This window comes from Collinsella sp. TM05-37 (genome assembly GCF_003436455.1).
GTDB lineage: Bacteria > Actinomycetota > Coriobacteriia > Coriobacteriales > Coriobacteriaceae > Collinsella.
In genome coordinates this window covers 255,938-275,853 of the sequence record NZ_QSPN01000001.1, presented here as the reverse complement: position 1 = coordinate 275,853, position 19,916 = coordinate 255,938, and the positions used below count along the sequence as shown (strand labels likewise).

Here is a 19,916-nt window from a genome sequence, read left to right as displayed (position 1 = left end):
TCTGCTACATGGAGTAGCGCCCGTGCGCATCGCATTTCTCCTCTCATAGATGCGCGGCGCAAGAGGTCCCGAGTTCAACACGAGCTCGGGGCCTTTTTGTTTGGATTACGGACGCATTGCCGGACGAAAACACTATGCGTTTGGTAAATAGTCGTATGAACGTGAAATTTGTATCTAGTTTCCGTACGCAAATAAGACGAAAACAGTTTGCGTCTGGTTCTAAGCCGTACGCAAATGTTTTTCGTCTTATAATACGGTTCAGATGAGCATGAAAAGGAGAGGGACCGTACGTATGGTTGTCAGAGAGAGTCCTACCGTCGAATACAAGGAAAGCGTAACGCCGACGTTTCTTAAAACGGTGAGCGCCTATGCAAACTACGGGACGGGCAAGATAGAGTTTGGCGTTGACGACGGTGGTGTTGCAGTCGGTCTTTCTGACCCGGTTGCGGAGTGTCTGCGCATCGAGAACATGATTAATGACAGTCTGGATCCTGCGCCTCGTTACACGCTCGAGCTCGACGAGAACCGCGGAACTGTAACGCTTACGGTTTACGAGGGGCAGGACAAGCCCTATCGAAGCAAGGGGAAGGCCTACAGGCGAAATGATTCGGCGACGGTAGAGGTCGACCGTTTTGAGTACGGCAGGCTGACGCTCGAAGGCAGCAATCTGACGTTCGATGCGCTCACCTCGGCTCGCCAGGACCTGAGTTTTCATACGCTCGAACACAAGTGCATCGAGCATCTAGGCATTTCTGAGCTCACGTCGGATATCATGCGAACGCTTCGCCTGCTCGGCAAGGATGGCTATACCAATGCCGCGGCGATATTGGCGGATAACAACGAATTTCCGGGCATCGACTGCGTTCGTTTTGGCGACACCGAGGACGTGCTTTTAGATCGTGAGACGACGACGGGCCTGTCTGCAATTGAGCAGGTTGATAGAGCAGTTGCCATGTTCGCGCGCTACTATCGTTATGAGCGCATCGAAGGTGTCGAGCGTGTTCAGACCGACCGGATTCCCCTCGAGGCATTCCGCGAGGCAGTTGCAAACGCTCTAGTGCATCGGACGTGGGACGTGCAAGCGAATGTTCAGGTTGCTCTGTATGATGATCGCGTCGTTGTGACTTCACCCGGGTCGTTGCCCGCTGGCTTGACGACGGAGCAATACCTGTATGGACAGATATCCGTGCTCAGAAATCCCATCGTTGCCGAGGTCTTCTTAAAGTTGGACTATATCGAGAAGTTTGGAACGGGAATTGCGCGCATTAGGCGTGCCTATCGCGATTCGATTAATCAGCCGGTCTTTGATATTCGTGGCGGCGTGGTAGCTGTCGCGTTGCCCGTTACCGATGCCTTTGAAGGGTCTGGAGAAGAGGCTCAGGTTCTTAAGGCCTTGTCGGGCGGACGAATTATGTCGCGAAGTGAGATTGAGAAACAGACGGGGCTGAGCCGTGCGCGAACACTGTCCGCGCTCGAATCTCTGCTCAGCCGAAACGCGATCATGAAACAGGGGACAGGCCGCGCCACGAAATACGAGCGAGCGTAGTCCGAAAGACCTGTGTTACCAGGCAGGCCCCAAGCCGCGAATGGCTTGGGGCCTTTTGCATGCCGGCTGGCAATGGACCAATTTATGTCAAGTTATAGCAACATATAGCTCCGCTTGCGGGGTTTGCGACGGGCTATTCCTCATCGTCCGTATAGCGCGTGCGTCGTTATTTGCGACATCGATATGCCGGGCACTCGAGCCTCGTTTGCTCCGCGGCTGTTCGCTATTTGGCGCCAAACGCCATGCGGACGAATCGCTGGGCAAACAGCTTGTTGGCGAAGTTGATGATGTGGCCCAAGAACAGTGCCGAGATGGCGGTGGTTACGCCAAAGCCGCCTAAGTTGTGCATGCATACCAGCGACAGCGTGAACGAGGCGGCGACATGCGAGCAATCGAACATGACCTTTACGTCTCCAAAACGGCGCTTGAGCTTTTCCGCAATGACCTGCACCAAGCCGTCGGGTGCGTTGGGGACAACGCCCATGTTGACGACGAGACTGACGCCAAATGCGGTGATAGCGAGGGAGAGCAGCATGGTCGCAACCTGCGCGGGGAGCGCCGTGGGATGCAGCGGGTTGAACGCCATGAACAGATCGGTGAAGCCGCCCATTAGCGTTGAAAAGCAAAGCTCGAGCAAAATGCGCGGTTGAAATTCGCGTCGCAAGATGGCGAGCTGCGCCGCGATGTAAGCGACATAGGTAGTTGTAATCCAAAAGCCGAGCGTCTTGCCCGTGAGCATGGATAGGGTCGTGGCAAAGCACGTGAGCGCGGCGACGCCCAGGCCAGATGCCGTCTGGAGGCTCATACCGAGTGCCAGCACGGCAACGCCCGCCTGATACATCAGCATTCTTATGACGGTATGACGCCAGTCGATCTTCTCGCCATGCATGATGATGAGCGGTCGCATGCTGCTGCATCCTTTCGATTGAAGGATATTTAAAGAGAAATGTCTGACCTGGGCCGGCAAAAAGAGGGTTATCGGAGGCACTGCCTCAACGGCAGAAAAGCCGGCCCCATGGTCAGTCGTCTAGGAATGTCTCGTTGTGCCAGAATGGGACTGAAGGGCTCAACAAGACGGGAAGAAAGCAAATGGCATGGCATGGGCAATAGGATGCCAAGATGGTAGGGTGCGTCTTAGCATCCTATTGCCCAGGCTTGACGAAATCGGTTTCGTTGAGATTTAGTATACGTATGGGAATCCATTTGCAAAGCGAAATAGAAGAAATTAGGTGAACGTTCACCTAATTGCAACAACTTATCGGTCAAAAGCCGAATCCCGGCCCTACCCCTCAAACATCGCCGTGGGATGGGGGATGCGATAGTATTACGTGGAGTTATTCGACAAACCGTGGGCTTCATTCGAGGGCTTTATGGAACAGCACCAGCATTATCAGAGCCTGCAAGATCAGGCATACAACGCATTGCGCTCCAAGATCATCTATGCCGAGCTCAAGCCCGGCACGCGCCTTTCGGCGATTGGTCTGGAAAAGGAGACGGGAATCGGGCGCACGCCCATTCGCGAGTCCTTTGTGCGCCTGCGCGAGCAAGAGCTGGTGGAGACGCGTCCCAAAAGCGGCACCTATGTCTCAAAAATCAGTATGGAACGCGCCGAGAACGCCTGTTTCTTGCGCGAGAAACTCGAGAGAAGTGTGCTCATTAAATGCTGCTCTGCCGCCACGCCCGAGCAAAAGCATCGGCTCGAGCAGATTCTTGCCGAGTCCGAGTCGCTCGACCACAGCGAAACGCGTCGCTTTTTTGACCTGGACAACCTGTTTCATGAGACATGTTTTGAGATTGCCGGCCGCCACATGTTGTGGGATTGGATGAAGAGCGTCAACACGCATTTTGAGCGATACAACTGGTTGCGTATGGTGTCGCAGGATCTGGATTGGGAGCCGATTCGTCGGCAGCATCGCCGGATTCTCGAGGCCATTAAAAAGGGCGATACCGACACGGCGAGCTACCTGGCAGAGACGCACCTGCATCTGATGCCCGAGGAGCAGGGCCCGGTTATCGCCTTGCATCCCGACTATTTCGAGCTGTCCAAAGACTCGGCCATCTAACTCGTTCCCTACATTAGTTGCGGTGAAATAGGGACTGTTTTGCGGCTTTGACGACGTAGGCAGTCCGTATTTCACCGCAAGTGCGGGGGTGCAATCGGGGCATGAAAAGGCTGCGGCGCCGCTTGGAGGAAAAGACCGGAAGCAAGGGTCCATTCCCCCAGACGGCGCCGCAGCTGTTTTGGTGGACTGGATTATGTTGAGTCGGTTGATTGACCGGGAAAGCAAAGCGGCTTGGGGGCGTGTCGCTTCCGTCACGTTCTATCAGCATACAAGACGGTTTCGGTTCTTGTTCGTGACGGAAACGGCGCGCTTCCGAGCCGCTTTAAAAGAAAGGGGGCGAGGTCTAGGACACGCCCCCTTTCACGATAGAGAGCTAAACCTAGCCGCGGACCTTCTTGACGACGTCCATGGCCTCGCGGGCGATCTGCTCGACCTTGGAAAAGTCGCCGTCGGCGAACAGGGCCGGCTTGACCATCCAGGTGCCACCACAGGCGATGATGGCGCTGGAGCTCAGGTACTCCTCGACGTTGGCAGTGTTCACGCCGCCGGTGGGCATAAAGCGATGGCCGACAAACGGAGCAGCGAGGGCCTTGATGGTGTTGAGGCCCCCATACTGAGCCGCGGGGAAGAATTTGGTGACCTTGAGGCCCAGATTCTCGGCAGCAGTGACCTCGGAGGGGGTCACGGTGCCGGGAAGGACGGGCAGGTCGATGTCGATGCAGTGCTTCACGACGTCCTCGTTGTAACCCGGCGAGACGATGAACTTGGCACCGGCGGTGCGGGCCTGCTCAACCTGCTCGACGGTCAGGACAGTGCCGGCGCCGACGCACATCTCGGGCTCGGTCTCGGCCATAGCGGCGATGCACTCGGCGGCGCAGGCAGTGCGGAAGGTGACCTCGGCGGACTTCATGCCGGCTGCCATAAGGGCATGGGCGAGCGGTGCGGCGTCTTCGACCTTGTCGAGCACGACGACCGGCACGATGCCCAGGGATTCAAGCGTGGTGTAGAACTGATCGAACATAGTGTTCCTTTCGATGTGAGGCGCGCACGGGCGCGTGATTGCCAAAGAAGATTGGCCATGAGCCGGTTCCGGATTGGTTATCGGAGGCACTGCTTGGGTCACAAGCAATTTCGGAACCGGCTACGAGGCCAGTCGTGAAGGAATGCCAGACAAAACCGGAATGGGGCTAAGTGGTTCTACCTGGCCGGAGGAATCGGGGAGCGGGCTGCAGAGGTATGGGTATGGAAAGCTGCGGCCCGCGGAATGGGGACGGCTTAGCGCGCGACGCGGGTGCCACCGTCGGCGGCGGATGCCACGGCTGCGATCTCGTCTGCGGTCACCAGGTTGGAATCGCCCTTGATGGTGAGCTTGAGGATCGAGGCGGCGATGGCGTAGTTGACGGCGTCCTGCGGGGCAAAGTCGTTGATGAGGGCATGGACGAGGCCGGCGTTGAAAGCGTCGCCGGCGGCAACGCCCTCGAGCACGTGCACGTCGTGAGCAGGGGAGAACCAGTGCTCGCCGCTCTCGGCGTCAAAGAGCATGCCCATCCAAATGGAGCGCTCGACGCAGGAGATGTTGCGGACGACCGAGGCGACCTTCTTGCAACCGTACTCGGCGCAGATCTGACGGGCCATCTCGACGTAGGTGTCGCGCTCCTCGATGCCGTGGGCAAGGGAGCCGGAGACGCAGGTCATACCGAGGCCGGCAGGAGCGTCCTCGTCGTTGGCAATGCAGATGTCAACGAGCGGCAGGAGTTCCTTCATGGTGGCCTGCGACTTCTCGGGCGACCACATCTTGCCGCGATAGTTCACGTCGCAAACGGTGGTGATGCCCTTGGCGCGGCAGGCGGTGAGGGCATCCTTGCAGGCGGCGGCCATCTCGTCGGAGACGGCGGGCGTCACGCCGGAGAAGTAGAAGACATCGACACCCTTGAGGATCTCGTCCCAGTCAAAGACGTCGCGCTTGGCCATGTTGATGGCAGAGTACTTGCGGTCGTAGACGCAGCCGTTGCCGCGCTGCGAGGCGCCGACCTCAAACACATAGGAACCAAGACGGTCGCCCTGGCGCACGACGCGCGAGGTATCGACGTCGTAGACCTTCAGCGAACGCAGGGCGCACTCGCCCAGACGGTTGGCCGGGACAACGGAGACGTAAGCTGCCTTGTCACCCTGGTAGGCCAGGGAAAGCGCGGTGTTGGCTTCGGCGCCGCCGTAGCGGACATCAAACTCGATCGCCTGCTCAATGCGCAGATGGTCTTTGGGCGAGAGCCTCATCATGATCTCGCCGAAGGTAAGAACCGTTTTACCCATGGTCGCGCAGCTCCTTCTTGCTCGTGCGTACACCTTTGATATGGCGTTGGCACGGAGGTGCCAAGACGGTAGGGTACATCTTTGCACCTCCGTGCCAACGCTTGCCGAAATCGGTTTACGAAATCGGTTTCGTTTCGAGTTGTAGTATACTCACCTACAGCGTTTTGCAAGCGAGATTTTTAAAAAAATGCCTAAAATGGCTCAGACTGCCGACAATTGGGAAACGGGGTGCGCTATGGCGCAGATGAGGATTAAGGACATTGCCGCCGAGGCGGGCGTGAGCCCGGCCACGGTCTCGCGCTATCTCAACAACCGCCCCGGGCAGATGACCGAGGAAACCCGCGCTCGCATCGCGGCAGTTATCGAGCGCACCGGCTATCGTCCACGTGCCGCCGCGCGCAATCTGCGCAGCTCGCGTACCAACCTCATCGGCGTGATTTTGGCCGACATCGCCAACCCGTTCTCGAGCGCCATGCTCGAAGGGCTTTCCGCCAGTGCCGCCGCGCGCGGCTGCTCGCTCATGACGGCCATTAGTGGCAACGACCCCGCCAAGGAGGCAGAGTCGCTCACCAGACTTATCGATGCCGGCGTGGACGGCCTGGTCGTCAATACCTGCGGAGGCAACGACAAGGCGATCGCCGCGGCTGCGGGACGCCTGCCCGTCGTGCTGCTCGACCGCGATGTTGCCGACGGCGGTGTCGATCTGGTGACCTCCAACAACCGTGAGCTGGTCGCCGGCCTGGTAGACGCCTTGGCCTCTGCGGGCAGCGAGCGCCTGTGCCTGCTCACCGAGGCAAGCGACGACAGCCCCGTGCGTCGCGAACGCGCCGAGGCCTTTGTCGACGAGCTTTCGCGACGCGGCCTTGCGGGTGAGGTCGTCACCCTGGCCGATGGTGGCGTCGAGGGTGTCAGTCGCCTGGACGAGACCATCCGCGGCTATGCGGGTAAAAAGCTCGGCCTCATTGCCGTCAACGGCCTGGTCTTTCTGCGTCTGACCGAGGCGCTGGCACAGTTGGGACCCTCATTGCCGGCTGGCCTCAAGATTGCGACGTTTGACGACTATCCCTGGAACCACGTCCTCTTTGGCGGTGTGACCACGGCAGCGCAGGACACTCTTACCATTGCCGAGCGCGTAGTCGAGCGCCTGTCCGAGCGTATCGACGTCGTTACCACTACGGTGGGCGATGCCGCAAAGCTCGCCCCCAAGCGCATCGAGGTCCCCGGCCACATCGAACACCGCGCTTCGACCTCGCGCTAACTACTCGTTCGCAACTGCCTGTTCGCACACGTTTTTTGAGCGCTTGATACGCTTTAACCCTGCGGAAACATTTTTCTGCGATAGTATCTGCGATATAGACCAGTCGAAACCCGCCCGAAAGAAAGGGGAGCGACATGAACCAGCAGAACATCGATTACGTACTCCGCTCCGTAGAGCAGCGTGACATCCGCTTTGTGCGTCTGTGGTTTGTCGACATTCTCGGCCGCCTCAAGAACTTTGCCATTAGCCCCGAGGACCTCGAGGTCGCTTTTGAGGAGGGTATTGGCTTTGACGGCTCCGCTATCGAGGGCTTTGCCACGCCCGAGGAAGCCGACATGCTGGCGTTCCCCGATGCTTCGACCTTCCAGATCCTGCCGTGGCGCCCGAGCCACAACGGCGTAGCCCGCGTGTTCTGCGACGTGTGCACTCCCGATCGCAAGCCCTTCGCCGGCGACCCGCGCGATGCCCTGCGCCGCATGTTCCGCAAGGCCGAGAAGGCTGGCTATCTGCTCAACGTGGGTGCCGAGCTGGAGTATTACTACTTCCCCGACGAGCACACCCCCGAGCCGCTCGACAACGTGGGCTACTTCGATCTTTCGGTGAGCGATGCCGCCCGCGACCTGCGTCGCAACACGGTCCTCACGCTCGAGAAGATGTCCGTGCCCGTGGAGTACACCTTCCACGCCGCCGGTCGCTCGCAGCACGGTATGAGCCTGCGCCATGCCGAGGCCCTGAGTATGTCCGACGCCATCACTACGGCCAAACTCATCATTAAGCAGCAGGCCTACGAGAGCGGTTGCCACGCCTCCTTTATGCCCAAGCCGTTGGCTGGCGAGGACGGCAGCGCTATGTTCCTGTGCCAGTCGCTATTCGACCACGACGGCAACAACGTGTTTTGGGGCGAGGACGACGAGAAGTACCACCTCTCCGAAATCGCCAAGCACTACATGGCCGGCATCTTGGCGCACGCGCGCGAGATCAGTGCCATCACCAACCCCACGGTCAACTCGTACAAGCGCATCACCACGGGTGGCGACTCCGTGCCGCAGTACGCTACGTGGGGCCTGCGCAACCGCGCGAGTATGGTCCGCATTCCGGTCTACAAGCCCGGCAAGCCGCTGTCCACGCGCATCGAGCTGCGCAGTCCCGACCCCATGGCCAACCCGTACCTGGTCAACGCCGTCACGCTGGCGGCTGGTCTGGACGGCATCGAGCGCAAGCTGGAACTCCCGCCCGAGGCCACGGCCGAGACGCTCAAGCTTACCGACCGTCAGATGGTCGAGGCCGGCTACGCGCCGCTGCCTCGCTCGCTCAAAGAGGCGCTCGACGTGTTTGAGGACTCGCAGTTTATGAAGGATGCTCTCGGCGAGCACATCCACAGCTTCTTCCTCAAAAAGAAGCGCGACGAGTGGCATAAGTTTGAGTCTACGATCACCGAGTGGGAGATCAAGCACTATCTGGCGAACTCCTAATCGCGCTGGCTTGTTCCAGTACGATTGAGCTCATTTCTTTGGAGGCCGATATGTCCGAAAAGAGTGCCCTGTTCATGGCGCGCACGACGCGCTTCCACGAGTTTGCCCGCAGCCTGACGACCACCCTGGGTGTCGAGGTGAGCCTGGCAACCCCCGATTCGCCGACTGCGGCGCACGACTTTGACCTGCTGATTCTCGATTCAGATGGCATCCGCAGCGACCGCATCGATCAGATTGCCAAGTGGCTTGACGATCGTGGTGGCGTCCCCATGTTGGTGATCGTTGACGACGAGGCGCTCGGTACCCTGCGCCTGCCGAATCACGCGCATGCCGACTTTGTGTGCCCCACGGCGACGCCCAACGAGCTCAAGGCTCGCGCGCAGCGCCTGATGGGCGAGGAGGAGACCGTCACCGCCGATGATGTGCTCAACATCGATAACCTCGAGATTAATCTGGCTACCTACCAGGTGACACTCGATAACGAGCCCATCGACCTGACGCTGATGGAGTACTCGCTGCTGAGCTTTTTGGCGACGCACCCCAACCGCGCCTACAGTCGCGAGGTGCTGCTGCACCGCGTATGGGGCTTTGAGTACTGCGGCGGCACGCGCACCGTCGACGTGCACATCCGACGCATCCGCTCCAAGGTGGGCCCGCAGATCGCGGCGCACATCACCACCGTCCGCGGCGTGGGATATCTGTTTAAGGACTAGATTTCCACCACAAAGGGGACAGGCACCTTTGTGGTGGTTTTGCCGCAGGTGCGGGTTCCCTTCGAGTTTGCAGCAGAACTTAAGCCTTCCTAAAAGATTGCGTTCTCGTACACGTACGCCCGCATATTGGGGTACAACTCAACGTGAACAATGATGGCCCGCCACGTGTTTGGCGGGCCATTGGTTATTTGACGAAAGGATCGTAGCTATGAGCGAGAACGATTCCCAGCGTCCCCAGGATGTTGGCAATGCCGGCGAGACTCAGCAGCAGCCGCGCGTGCAGGTGGAGTCGACGCCTGCCGACGGCAACAACATTCCCTACGTGCAGGCCTACGACACGCAGACCGGAAAGCCGCTGGGCAGCCAGCAGGTTGTAAACAAGCACACGGTGGTCAAGACCAAGACCAAAAAGCTGCCGATCTTTATTACGGCGCTCGCCGGCTGCGCCTGTGGCGCCCTGCTGGTCATTGCGCTCATTATGAGCGGTACGCTCAACATTGGCGGCGGCAAGAATGCCGTGACGGCGGGTGCTTCGGGTTCATCGACGCAAAAGATCACCATCGATTCCGAGGACACCACGCTGGCCGAGGCCGTTTCTGCCAAGGCCCTGCCCTCCGTGGTTTCCATTACCGCCACTTCGAGCGGCGGCCAGAATGGCTCGCTTTCGCAGTCTGCCGACGAGTCGGACAACTCGGGCAGCGTCGGTTCGGGCGTGGTGCTCGATACCGAGGGCCACATCCTCACCAACAACCACGTGGTCGATGGCTATGACCAGTACGTGGTGACCATGGACGACGGCACCACCTACGAGGCCGAGTTCGTGGGCAACGATGCCTCGAGCGACCTAGCCGTCATCAAGCTCAAGGACGCCGACGCCTCCAAGCTCACGCCGATCGAGATTGGTGACTCCTCCAAGCTCAACGTGGGCGAGTGGGTCATGGCGATCGGTTCGCCGTTTGGCAACGAGCAGTCTGTCTCCACCGGTATCGTCTCGGCGCTCTACCGCTCCACGGCCATGAGCTCTACCAACGGTAACACCATCTATGCCAACATGATCCAGACCGATGCCGCCATCAACCCGGGCAACTCCGGCGGCGCGCTCGTTAACGACAATGGCGAGCTTGTGGGCATTAATTCGCTCATCGAGAGCTATTCGGGCTCCAGCTCGGGCGTGGGCTTTGCCATTCCGGTCAACTATGCCAAGAACATTGCCGACCAGATCATCGACGGCAAGACGCCGGTGCATCCGTACCTGGGCGCCACGCTTTCGAGCGTCAATGCACTTAACGCCCGCACCAACAAGCTGAGCACCGATAGCGGCGCGTATGTGGCAAGTGTCGTCGAAGACGGTCCTGCCGCCAAGGCCGGCATTCAGGAGGGCGACGTCATCACCAAGCTGGGTGACGACGAGATTACGAGCGCCGATGGCCTGATCATCGCACTGCGCAGCCACGAGGTGGGTGAGAAGGTCGAGATCACGCTCATGCGCGGCAAGGAAGAGAAGAAGGTCACGGTTGAGCTGGGCTCCGACGAGGAGCTGCAGAACCAGCAGCAGAACGACAGCGCGACCGATACCGGCAACGGCGGTATTACCGACGAGCAGCTGCGCCAGTATCTGGAGGAGCTGCTTGGCCAGCAGGGCCAGGGTCAGGGCAACGGCCAGGGTTTCTAACGAGCTGTATCGCACATATCGAAGCCAGAGGGGCTGTTCCGCCAGCGCGGGACAGCCCCTCTTTTCGCGATGATCCCTTGGAGACGGAGGAAAACGGATCATTTAGAAACGGCAAGGGCATGGTTTGAACGCGCGATCCACTCCAGTTTGATGGCTGCCGATTCGGTGCGGTTTGAGACCGCTATTCGGCCCCATGGTGACCGGTGGTACTCTTGTATCCGTTTGAAATCGAGCGAAGGAGTGCCGCTATGGAGCAATCGAGCCTGTTTGGTGACGGCGTGGACATCGATACCGAAACGCCCGCGAGCACGGATACCGCTGCACCGGCCGATGCCCGTGCCCAGGCGGCAGCGCGTGCGGCCGAGCTGCGCCACGAGCTCGATTACCACGCCTATCGCTACTACATGCTCGATGCGCCCGAGATCACGGACGCCGCCTTTGACAAAATGCTCGTTGAGCTGCAGCAGATCGAGGCGACCTACCCCGACCTGGTGACGCCCGACAGCTATACCCAGCGCGTGGGCGGCTACGTGAGCGAGCAGTTTACGCCGGTCACGCATATGGCGCGCATGTATTCCATGGACGATGCCATGGATCTGGACGAGCTCGACGCATGGCTCCAGCGCACCGAGGATGCGCTCGGTGCCGGCAGCGTCACCTATACCTGCGAGCTTAAGATCGACGGTCTGGGCGTGGCGCTTACCTACCAAAACGGCACCTTTGTGCGCGCCGCTACACGTGGCGATGGCACCACGGGCGAGGACGTGTCGCTCAACGTCCGTACCATCAAGGATGTGCCCATGCACCTGTCCGAGCCGGCGCTCGCCCACATGGGCATCGACCGCGAACGTACCATCGAGGTACGCGGTGAGGTCTACATGCCCAAGGGCAGCTTTGTGCGTCTGAACGACGAGGCCGATGCCGAGGGCCGTGGCCCCTTTGCCAACCCGCGCAACGCCGCTGCAGGATCCCTGCGCCAAAAAGACCCCAAGGTCACGGCGCGTCGCGACTTGGCCACCTTTATCTACGCCATCGCCGATACCGATCCGCTGCACGTCCACAGCCAGCGCGAGTTTCTGGACTGGCTGCGTAGCGCTGGCTTTAGCGTCAACCCCAACGTTGCCCGTTGCGCCACGCCGGCCGAGGTCCACGAGTTCTGCGCCCAGGCCCTCGAGCATCGCGGTGACCTGGACTACGACATCGACGGCGTGGTCGTAAAGGTTGACAGCTTCCAGCAGCAGCTCGACCTGGGCTTTACTGCCCGCGCACCGCGCTGGGCCATTGCCTTTAAGTTCCCACCCGAGGAAAAGCAGACCGTCCTGCGCGAAATTCGCATCCAGGTGGGTCGCACCGGTGTGCTCACGCCGGTCGCAGAGTTCGACCCGGTGACGGTCGCCGGCTCCACCATCGCGCGCGCCACGCTGCACAACATCGACGAGATCCGCCGCAAAAACGTGCGCGAGGGCGACACTATCATCGTGCACAAGGCAGGCGACGTGATTCCCGAGGTCGTGGGCCCCGTGCTCGACAAGCGCCCGGCCGACAGCGTTGACTGGCAGATGCCCGAGGTCTGCCCCGTGTGCGGTAGCCCCGTGGTCCATGAGGACGGTGAGGTGGCCTACCGCTGCGTGTCCATTGATTGCCCCGCGCAGCTCAAGGAGCGCCTGCTCCACTGGGTGAGTCGCGGCTGTATGGACGTGGACGGCTTGGGCGACGAGATCGTCGACAAGATGATCGCCGCCGGTCTGATCCATGATGTCGCGGACTTCTACCAGCTCACGGTCGACGACATCGCCGGCCTGGACACGGGCCGCGTGTACGCCAGCTCCAACAGCAAAAAGGGCGTCAAGAAGGGCGACCCCATTCCGGTGGGCCTCAAGACGGCCGAGAAAATCATCGCCGAGCTCAACAAGTCCAAGAGCCAGCCGCTCGGTCGCGTGCTGTTTGCCCTGGGCATCCGCCATGTGGGCAAGAGTGTGGGCGAGGTTATCGCCGAGCGATTCCTGTCGATTGACAAGCTCATCTTGGCGAGCGAAGAGGACATCGCCGAGTGTGAGGGCATCGGTCCCAAGATTGCGGCGAGCGTCAAGCAGTTCCTGGCCGTGCCCGAGAACCTTGCCGTGCTGGAGCGCCTGCGTCAGACGGGCCTGTCGCTCGAGGTCGACTTGGGCGCCGCTCATGCGCAAGCCGCAGCCGACGCTGGCGTGGCAGGCGAGCTCGCCGACACCCAGCCGCTCGCGGGCCTGACGTTTGTGCTGACTGGCACGCTCGTCAACCGCACTCGCGACGAGGCGGGCGCGGCGCTCAAGGTGCTTGGCGCCAAGGTTTCGGGCAGCGTGTCGAAGAAGACGAGCTATCTGGTCGCCGGCCCCAAAGCGGGCTCCAAGCTCACCAAAGCCGAGCAGTTGGGTGTGCCCGTACTGGACGAGGATGCGCTCGAGCGGATCTTGGCTACTGGCGAGGTGCCCCGGGCTTAGCGCATCGATAACCAAATTGAAGATCCGCCCGGAAAGCATGATACCTTTCGGGCGGATTTTATTTGGACGGGGAAACGGGCACCGTGATCTGCGTCACGTAGGTTGCCGGGTCGTCGCTGATGATGTCGTCGATGAGGGCGATCTCGCGCGAGGGGCCGGCGGGCGTCAGGTTGTGTTCGTGCATGTAGCCGAGCAGCCGCTCGTAGCGAGGGGCTGCTTGTCCGTGCGTGCCACGGAAACTTATGGTCAGGCAGCGCGCGGCAGGTCGCGTCTCAACATCGCCCAAGTACTCATCGGTGTCATCGAGCAGCAGGAAGACCTCGTCGTAGCCATCAAAGTCGCCGGCGGCGAGGCGTTCGGGCGCGATGCCCACACCCAGATTGCCCAGATAGGCAAAGGTTTCGTGCTGCCCCTGCTGAAGCTGGCGGATATGCCATCCCAGCGAATAGGCGTCGGTGGGATTGACGCGCTCGTGCAGCGTGGCGCAGCGAAGTTCGGGTTCCTCGATTTCGCTAATGGTGTCGAGATCAGCATTCAAAGCGCCATGAAGCAAGGCAAGCCGCTGGTCAATCTTGCGCGACATGCGCTCCAACTCACGCCGCCTGTGCTCAATTAACTCCTGTTGCTTGGTCAGTTGCCGTTGTATCAAATCCATATCGCGCGTAGTGACAAACTCGCGAATCTGCGCCAGCGGCAAGTCGAGAACGCGCAGGTTGCCGATGGTGTTGAGGGTGGAGAGCTGCCGCGATCCGTAGTAGCGGTACCCACTTGCCGGATCGACATATGCCGGCTCCAACAGCCCCATCTGCTCGTAATGACGCAGTGTGCCCACGCTTAAATTGAGCAGGCGCGCCACCTCGCCAATGCGGAGCAGGCCCTCGGTGTGTTCACTTGGCATGTCGGTCACAGGACCACTCCTTTCGGTAAAAACAGGGGAGAGGCGCTAGGCCCGCGTCGCCCCGCTACGCCACCAGCTTGTCAAAAGCCCCGCGCCGGTTGAGCACGGTAAATGCAATCACGCAGATGCCCGCCGACAGAATCGACCCGCACGGTGAGGCGATGCCCATGGGGAACAGCGTGTCGGAATAGGCGTTCGACAGCAGCCATGCGCCGGGCACGCGAATGAGCACCACGGCCAGCACGTTGTGCGCAAAGCCAATGTAGCTCTTGCCATACGCAGCGAAAAAGCCGCTAAAGCAAATGTGGATGCCGGCAAAGATCGCGTCGAAAATATAGCTGCGCATATAGCCGGTACCGGCGGCGACTACTGCAGCGTCCTTGGCAAAAAAGCCGATAAACGCCGGCGCCACCAGCCACATCAGCACCGTGATCAGGCAGCCGTACACCACCGAGATGGTCATGGCGTCCTTGAGTACCTGACGCGCGCGGTCGCCCTTGCCCGCGCCGGCGTTTTGCGCCGTGAGCGCGCTGACGGTAGCGCCCATGGAACTCGGCACGATAAACAAAAAGCTGATCATCTTCTCGACTAGGCCCACGGCGGCGGCGTCGACTAGCCCACGGTGGTTGGCGATGACGGTGATGAACATAAACGCCACCTGGATGCAGCCGTCCTGCACAGCCACGGGCACGCCGATTTTAAGAATGCTGCCGAGCACCTCGGGCTGGGGGCGCAGGTCGCTGCGCTTAACGTGGATGTTTGTGCGACGGCTCTTGAGCCACACGAGCGCGAGGGCAACGCTGGCCGTCTGTGCGATGACCGTGCCGAGTGCGGCGCCCACGGGGCCGAGCCCCATGTGGCCGATAAACAGAAAATCAAGCGCGATGTTGATGATGCATGCCACGCCGATCACGTACATAGGCGAGCGCGAATCGCCCAGCCCGCGAAAGATGGCCGAAAGAATGTTGTACGCGGCAATAAACGGAATGCCGACAAAGCAGATACGCAGGTAGGCGGCAGTGCCTTCGACGGCTTCGGCGGGAGTGCCAATGAGCGCCACGATCTGCGGGCAAAGCGCGAGCAGGACAGCGGCCAGTACCACCGAGACACCCATAAAGAGCGTGATGGTATTGCCGATGGCGGTCTCGGCGCGATCGAAGCGGCGCGAGCCCACGGCGTGGCCGACGATGACCGTCGTTCCCATGGCCAGACCAACGAGCGTCACGGTAATGATATAGAGCGTCTGTGCGCCGTTGCCCACGGCGGTGATGCCGGCAGCGCCGCTAAACTGCCCCATCATGTACAGATCGGCCATGCCGTAGAGCATCTGCAAAAAGTACGAGAGCATATAGGGCAGGGCAAAGACCGCGATGGTCTTAAGGACATTGCCGCGTGTGAGGTCGTGTTCCATGGGCGGGGCTTTCTGGCTTGGTCTGTTTACGTACCAGTGTAGTGAAAACCCTACAACGATTGTAGAGTCAAGGTTTGTGTTGGCGGCGGGGAGAAAAAAGTCACGCTCGCGTTCATTTCCAATTGAATACAGGGGCGCGTCCTGCGAGCTTGGCGCCTGCACTAGCATTGCAGAAATCGATTTCGGAGCACTTGACACCGATGCACGGCGCGCCATAATACCTGGGTTTGCGAACAACGTTTGATGGGGGATGAACCTGCGTGCGCAATCTCAAGATTTTGTTTTCCTATCTGGGGGCATACCGCCGCGATGCCATACTCGGCGTGTTCTTTGTGACGGCAGAGACGGCGCTCGAGCTGTTTATCCCGGTCATCATGGCAAATATCATCGATGTGGGCGTGCCCGCGGGCGACATCAACTACATGCTGTTGCAGGGCACGTATATGTTGGTATGCGCCGCATGTTCGCTGGTACTTGGCTTGGGCTATGCACGCACGTCTGCTCGCGTCGCCTCGGGGCTGGGCGCTAACTTGCGCGAGGCGGAGTACCGCAAGATCCAGACGCTCGCTTTTGGCAATCTGGATAACTACGACGCCAGCTCGCTCGTCACCCGCATGACTACCGATATCACCGTCATCCAAAATGCCATCGGCAATGGCTTTCGCCCCATGGTGCGCGGTCCCGTGACGCTCATCGTCGGCTTGGTCTATGCGCTGGTGCTGTCGCGTCCGCTCGCCACCGTTTTCGCGATCATCCTGCCGGTGCTGGCGATCGTGCTGGGCGTTATCACCTATCGCGTCAGTCCGCTCTACCGCCAGCTGCAGACCTCGATGGACCATCTCAACGGTGTGGTGCAGGAGGACCTCACCGCCGTGCGCGCCGTCAAGGCGTACGTGCGTGCCGAGCACGAGGAGGCCAAGTTCGATGCCGTCAATACCGAGCTTGCGCGCACCGCGACGAAGACCTTTGGCAACGCCGTGCTCAACCTGCCGGTGTTTCAGCTGTCGATGTACGTGGCGGCGCTTTCCATTCTGTGGATCGGCGGGCGCATGATTCTTGCCGGCGAGCTCGGCGTGGGCTCGCTCACGGGCTTTATGAGCTATGTGCTGCTGATCATGAACTCGCTCATGATGATTTCCAACGTGTTTTTGCTGCTCACGCGCGCACTTGCCAGCGTGGAACGCATCTCGCGGGTGCTCGACGAGCGTTCGCTTATCCAGGCGCCCGACGCTGCCGCTGCCGTGCACGAGGTGGCCGACGGAAGCATCGAGTTTCGCGACGTTTCCTTTAAATACCGCGCGGATGCAGCCGAGGATGTGCTCGAGCATATTGACCTTTGCATTGAAGCAGGCTCCACGGTGGGCGTGCTCGGCGGCACGGGCTCGGGCAAGAGTTCGCTTGTGCAGCTGATTGCGCGCTTGTACGACGCCACCGAGGGCACCGTGCTTGTGGGCGGACACGACGTGCGCGACTACGACTTGGCTACCTTGCGCGACGCCGTGGGTATCGTGCTGCAAAAGAACGTGCTGTTTACGGGTACCGTGCGCGAGAACCTGCAGTGGGGCAATCCACAGGCGTCGGACAATGAGCTCCTCGCGGCTTGCCGCGCGGCGTGCGTGGATGAGTTCCTCGATCGCATCGGCGGGCTGGACGGCTATCTGGGCCAGGGCGGTGCCGGTGTCTCGGGCGGGCAGAAGCAGCGCCTGTGCATCGCGCGTACATTGCTCAAGCATCCGCGTGTGCTCATCTTTGACGATTCGACCAGCGCGGTCGATATGGCGACCGACGCCAAGATCCGCGAGCATATCGCTCAGATTCCCAACACGACGGTGATTGTCATTGCGCAGCGCATTGCGAGCGTCATGGATGCCGATTGCATTGTGGTGTTGGACGACGGTCGTGTCCACGGCGTGGGCACGCACGAGGAACTGCTGGCGGGCGATGCCATTTATCAGGAGATTTACGCCTCGCAGATGGAGTTTGCGGGGGATGCGGGCATCGTGGATGGCGCAAATGCCCTGTCTTCCTCTGGCCCCAGTGGATCGCTTCAGGCTGCGAAAGGAGATGAGCATCGTGCCTAAGACATCCGCTCAGGCCCGTCCCGCCAATCTGGCGCAGACGCTTCGCCGCCTGCTCTCCTACATGGGGCATGCCAAGTTCTCGCTGCTCGTAGTGGGTGTGCTTGCCTCTGTGGCCGCCATCGCAAGCCTTGCCGGTACCTACATGGTGCGCCCCATCGTCAACGGTTTGGCAACGGGCGGCGAGGAACTGCTCGCCAAGCAGGTTATCTTTACCGCTGCCATCTACGCCGCGGGCGTGCTCTCGGCTCTGGGCTACTCACAGATTATGGTGCGCGCGGCCCAGCGCGTGGTCTCCGATATCCGCCGCGACCTGTTTGCGCACATCCAGATGCTGCCGCTGAGCTACTTCGACAGCACGCGCTCGGGTGACATCATGAGCTTCTTTACCAACGACGTCGACACCGTCTCCGAGGCGCTCAACAACAGCTTTGCCAACGTGTTTCAGGCGAGCATCCAGGTGGTCGGCACCACGGCCATGCTCATCATCCTCAACTGGCAGCTCACGATTATCACGCTCGTGTGCGATGTGGCCATTGTGCTGTACGCGCGCTACTCGGGCATGCGTTCCAAGCGCTTTTTTGCCGCCCAACAGGCGTCGCTGGGCGATTTGGACGGATATATCGAAGAGATGGTCTCGGGCCAAAAGGTCATCAAGGTCTTTAATCACGAACAGGCCAACGTGGCTGGTTTTGACGCGCGCAACCAAGAGCTGCGCCGCACCGGTGGTGCCGCGCAGGCCTACGCCAACTCGATGGTGCCCATGACCGTGGTGATCGGCTATGCCAACTACGCCATCGTTGCGGTGGCAGGCGGCATGCTCTGCATCAACGGTCTGGCCGATGTAGGTGCGCTCGCAAGCTACCTGGTCTTTGTGCGTCAGGCCGCCATGCCCATCAATCAGTTTACGCAGCTGGGCAACTTCTTGCTCAACGCGCTGGCCGGAGCCGAGCGCCTGTTTGCCGCCATGGATCTTGAGCCCGAGGTGGACGAGGGCTGCGTGGAGCTGGTGCAGACGGGCGACGCCGCGTGGGCATGGAAGATTCCCGAGGGCCAGGGCGTGGGCGCGTACGGGCACCTGCATGATGTGGCTGCCGTTGATGAGTCGGGCCGTGCGGTGGCTGCCGACGGCACCGAGCTCACGTGCGGCTTGGTCCCGCTCGCCGGCGACGTGCGCTTCCATGCCGTGGACTTTTCCTACGTGCCGGGCACCCGTGTGCTCACGGACCTCAACCTGTTTGCCAAACCGGGGCAAAAGATCGCCTTTGTGGGCTCCACAGGCGCAGGTAAGACGACCATCACCAACCTCATCAACCGCTTCTACGAGGTCGATGACGGCGAGATCACGTACGACGGCATTGACGTCAAGCACATTGCCAAGGCCAGCCTGCGCGGATCGCTCGGCATTGTGCTGCAGGACACGCACCTGTTTAGCGGCACCATTGCGCAGAACATCCGCTTTGGCAAGCTCGACGCGACTGACGAGGAGGTGCGCGCCGCAGCCGAGGCAGCCTGCGCGGATTCGTTTATCCGCCGCCTGCCTAGAGGGTACGACACACCGGTTACGGCCGACGGCGCCAACCTGTCGCAGGGCCAACGCCAGCTGCTCGCCATTGCGCGCGTGGCTGTTGCCGACCCGCCCGTGCTCATCTTGGACGAGGCCACGAGCTCTATCGACACGCGCACCGAAAAGCTCATCGAACGCGGTATGGACCGCATCATGCGCGGACGCACCACGTTTATGATTGCGCACCGCCTGTCCACCGTCCGCGACGCCGACGCCATCATGGTCCTCGAACACGGCCGCATCATCGAGCGCGGTACCCACGAAGAGTTGCTCGCCCAGCACGGCGAGTACTGGCAGCTGGCGCATGGCTTAAAAGAGTTGGATTAACCCGTTCGAGCACGATGCTTTGGCCCTTCCGTGCCCCTCACCTCGCCTCAAACCATCACAACATTCGACGTTTTTTGCCAAAAACGGGAAAAGCATCGAATGTTGCGATGGTTTTTCTACCACT

General features: G+C 60.5%; 14 protein-coding genes. 9 read left to right on the top strand and 5 right to left on the bottom strand.

What is annotated here, in order from left to right; translation table 11 throughout:
• The first annotated feature begins 292 nt into the window (after positions 1–292).
• A complete protein-coding gene (locus tag DXD48_RS01145) occupies positions 293–1,546 on the top strand; it encodes an ATP-binding protein (RefSeq protein WP_158548901.1) in 1,254 nt (417 codons plus the stop codon).
• A 223-nt stretch (positions 1,547–1,769) separates the two neighbouring features.
• Here the strand turns inward: DXD48_RS01145 and DXD48_RS01140 are convergent, their stop codons facing one another.
• The gene (locus DXD48_RS01140) at positions 1,770–2,453 is read right to left on the bottom strand and encodes a YitT family protein (RefSeq protein ID WP_117563652.1); all 684 of its coding nucleotides are present in this window, start codon (positions 2,451–2,453) and stop codon (positions 1,770–1,772) included.
• Positions 2,454–2,916: 463 nt separating this feature from the next.
• Here DXD48_RS01140 and DXD48_RS01135 point away from each other — a divergent pair, with 463 nt between their 5' ends.
• A complete protein-coding gene (locus DXD48_RS01135) occupies positions 2,917–3,609 on the top strand; it encodes a GntR family transcriptional regulator (RefSeq protein WP_117563651.1) in 693 nt (230 codons plus the stop codon).
• Between the two features lie 379 nt (positions 3,610–3,988).
• Here the strand turns inward: DXD48_RS01135 and eda are convergent, their stop codons facing one another.
• Both eda and DXD48_RS01125 read right to left on the bottom strand, forming a co-directional pair.
• Entirely contained in the window at positions 3,989–4,630 is a 642-nt protein-coding gene (eda, locus tag DXD48_RS01130; protein ID WP_117563650.1) for a bifunctional 4-hydroxy-2-oxoglutarate aldolase/2-dehydro-3-deoxy-phosphogluconate aldolase, read from the bottom strand.
• A gap of 254 nt (positions 4,631–4,884) precedes the next feature.
• A complete protein-coding gene (locus tag DXD48_RS01125; RefSeq protein WP_117563649.1) occupies positions 4,885–5,919 on the bottom strand; it encodes a sugar kinase in 1,035 nt (344 codons plus the stop codon).
• Between the two features lie 235 nt (positions 5,920–6,154).
• Here DXD48_RS01125 and DXD48_RS01120 point away from each other — a divergent pair, with 235 nt between their 5' ends.
• The 5 genes from DXD48_RS01120 to ligA all read left to right on the top strand — a co-directional run bounded on the left by DXD48_RS01120 (position 6,155) and on the right by ligA (position 13,511).
• Positions 6,155–7,177: a LacI family DNA-binding transcriptional regulator gene (locus DXD48_RS01120; RefSeq protein WP_158548900.1), complete on the top strand. Its 1,023-nt coding sequence runs from the start codon at positions 6,155–6,157 to the stop codon at positions 7,175–7,177.
• Between the two features lie 134 nt (positions 7,178–7,311).
• Positions 7,312–8,649, top strand: a complete 1,338-nt coding sequence (locus DXD48_RS01115) for a glutamine synthetase family protein (protein ID WP_117563647.1) — start codon at positions 7,312–7,314, stop codon at positions 8,647–8,649.
• A 50-nt stretch (positions 8,650–8,699) separates the two neighbouring features.
• A complete protein-coding gene (locus DXD48_RS01110) occupies positions 8,700–9,362 on the top strand; it encodes a response regulator transcription factor (RefSeq protein WP_006234733.1) in 663 nt (220 codons plus the stop codon).
• 208 nt (positions 9,363–9,570) lie between these two features.
• Positions 9,571–11,034: a S1C family serine protease gene (locus DXD48_RS01105; RefSeq protein ID WP_117563646.1), complete on the top strand. Its 1,464-nt coding sequence runs from the start codon at positions 9,571–9,573 to the stop codon at positions 11,032–11,034.
• A 248-nt stretch (positions 11,035–11,282) separates the two neighbouring features.
• Complete coding sequence (gene ligA, locus DXD48_RS01100; RefSeq protein ID WP_117563645.1) at positions 11,283–13,511, top strand: NAD-dependent DNA ligase LigA; 2,229 nt, start codon at positions 11,283–11,285, stop codon at positions 13,509–13,511.
• Between the two features lie 58 nt (positions 13,512–13,569).
• Here the strand turns inward: ligA and DXD48_RS01095 are convergent, their stop codons facing one another.
• Both DXD48_RS01095 and DXD48_RS01090 read right to left on the bottom strand, forming a co-directional pair.
• The gene (locus tag DXD48_RS01095) at positions 13,570–14,409 is read right to left on the bottom strand and encodes a MerR family transcriptional regulator (protein ID WP_233502298.1); all 840 of its coding nucleotides are present in this window, start codon (positions 14,407–14,409) and stop codon (positions 13,570–13,572) included.
• A 64-nt stretch (positions 14,410–14,473) separates the two neighbouring features.
• Positions 14,474–15,820: an MATE family efflux transporter gene (locus tag DXD48_RS01090; protein ID WP_117563643.1), complete on the bottom strand. Its 1,347-nt coding sequence runs from the start codon at positions 15,818–15,820 to the stop codon at positions 14,474–14,476.
• Positions 15,821–16,080: 260 nt separating this feature from the next.
• Here DXD48_RS01090 and DXD48_RS01085 point away from each other — a divergent pair, with 260 nt between their 5' ends.
• Positions 16,081–17,901: an ABC transporter ATP-binding protein gene (locus tag DXD48_RS01085; RefSeq protein ID WP_233502286.1), complete on the top strand. Its 1,821-nt coding sequence runs from the start codon at positions 16,081–16,083 to the stop codon at positions 17,899–17,901.
• On the top strand, positions 17,885–19,792 hold the full coding sequence (locus tag DXD48_RS01080) for an ABC transporter ATP-binding protein (protein WP_199407865.1): 1,908 nt from the start codon (positions 17,885–17,887) through the stop codon (positions 19,790–19,792). Before DXD48_RS01085 ends, DXD48_RS01080 begins: the two co-directional genes overlap by 17 nt.
• The last annotated feature ends 124 nt before the right edge of the window (positions 19,793–19,916 follow it).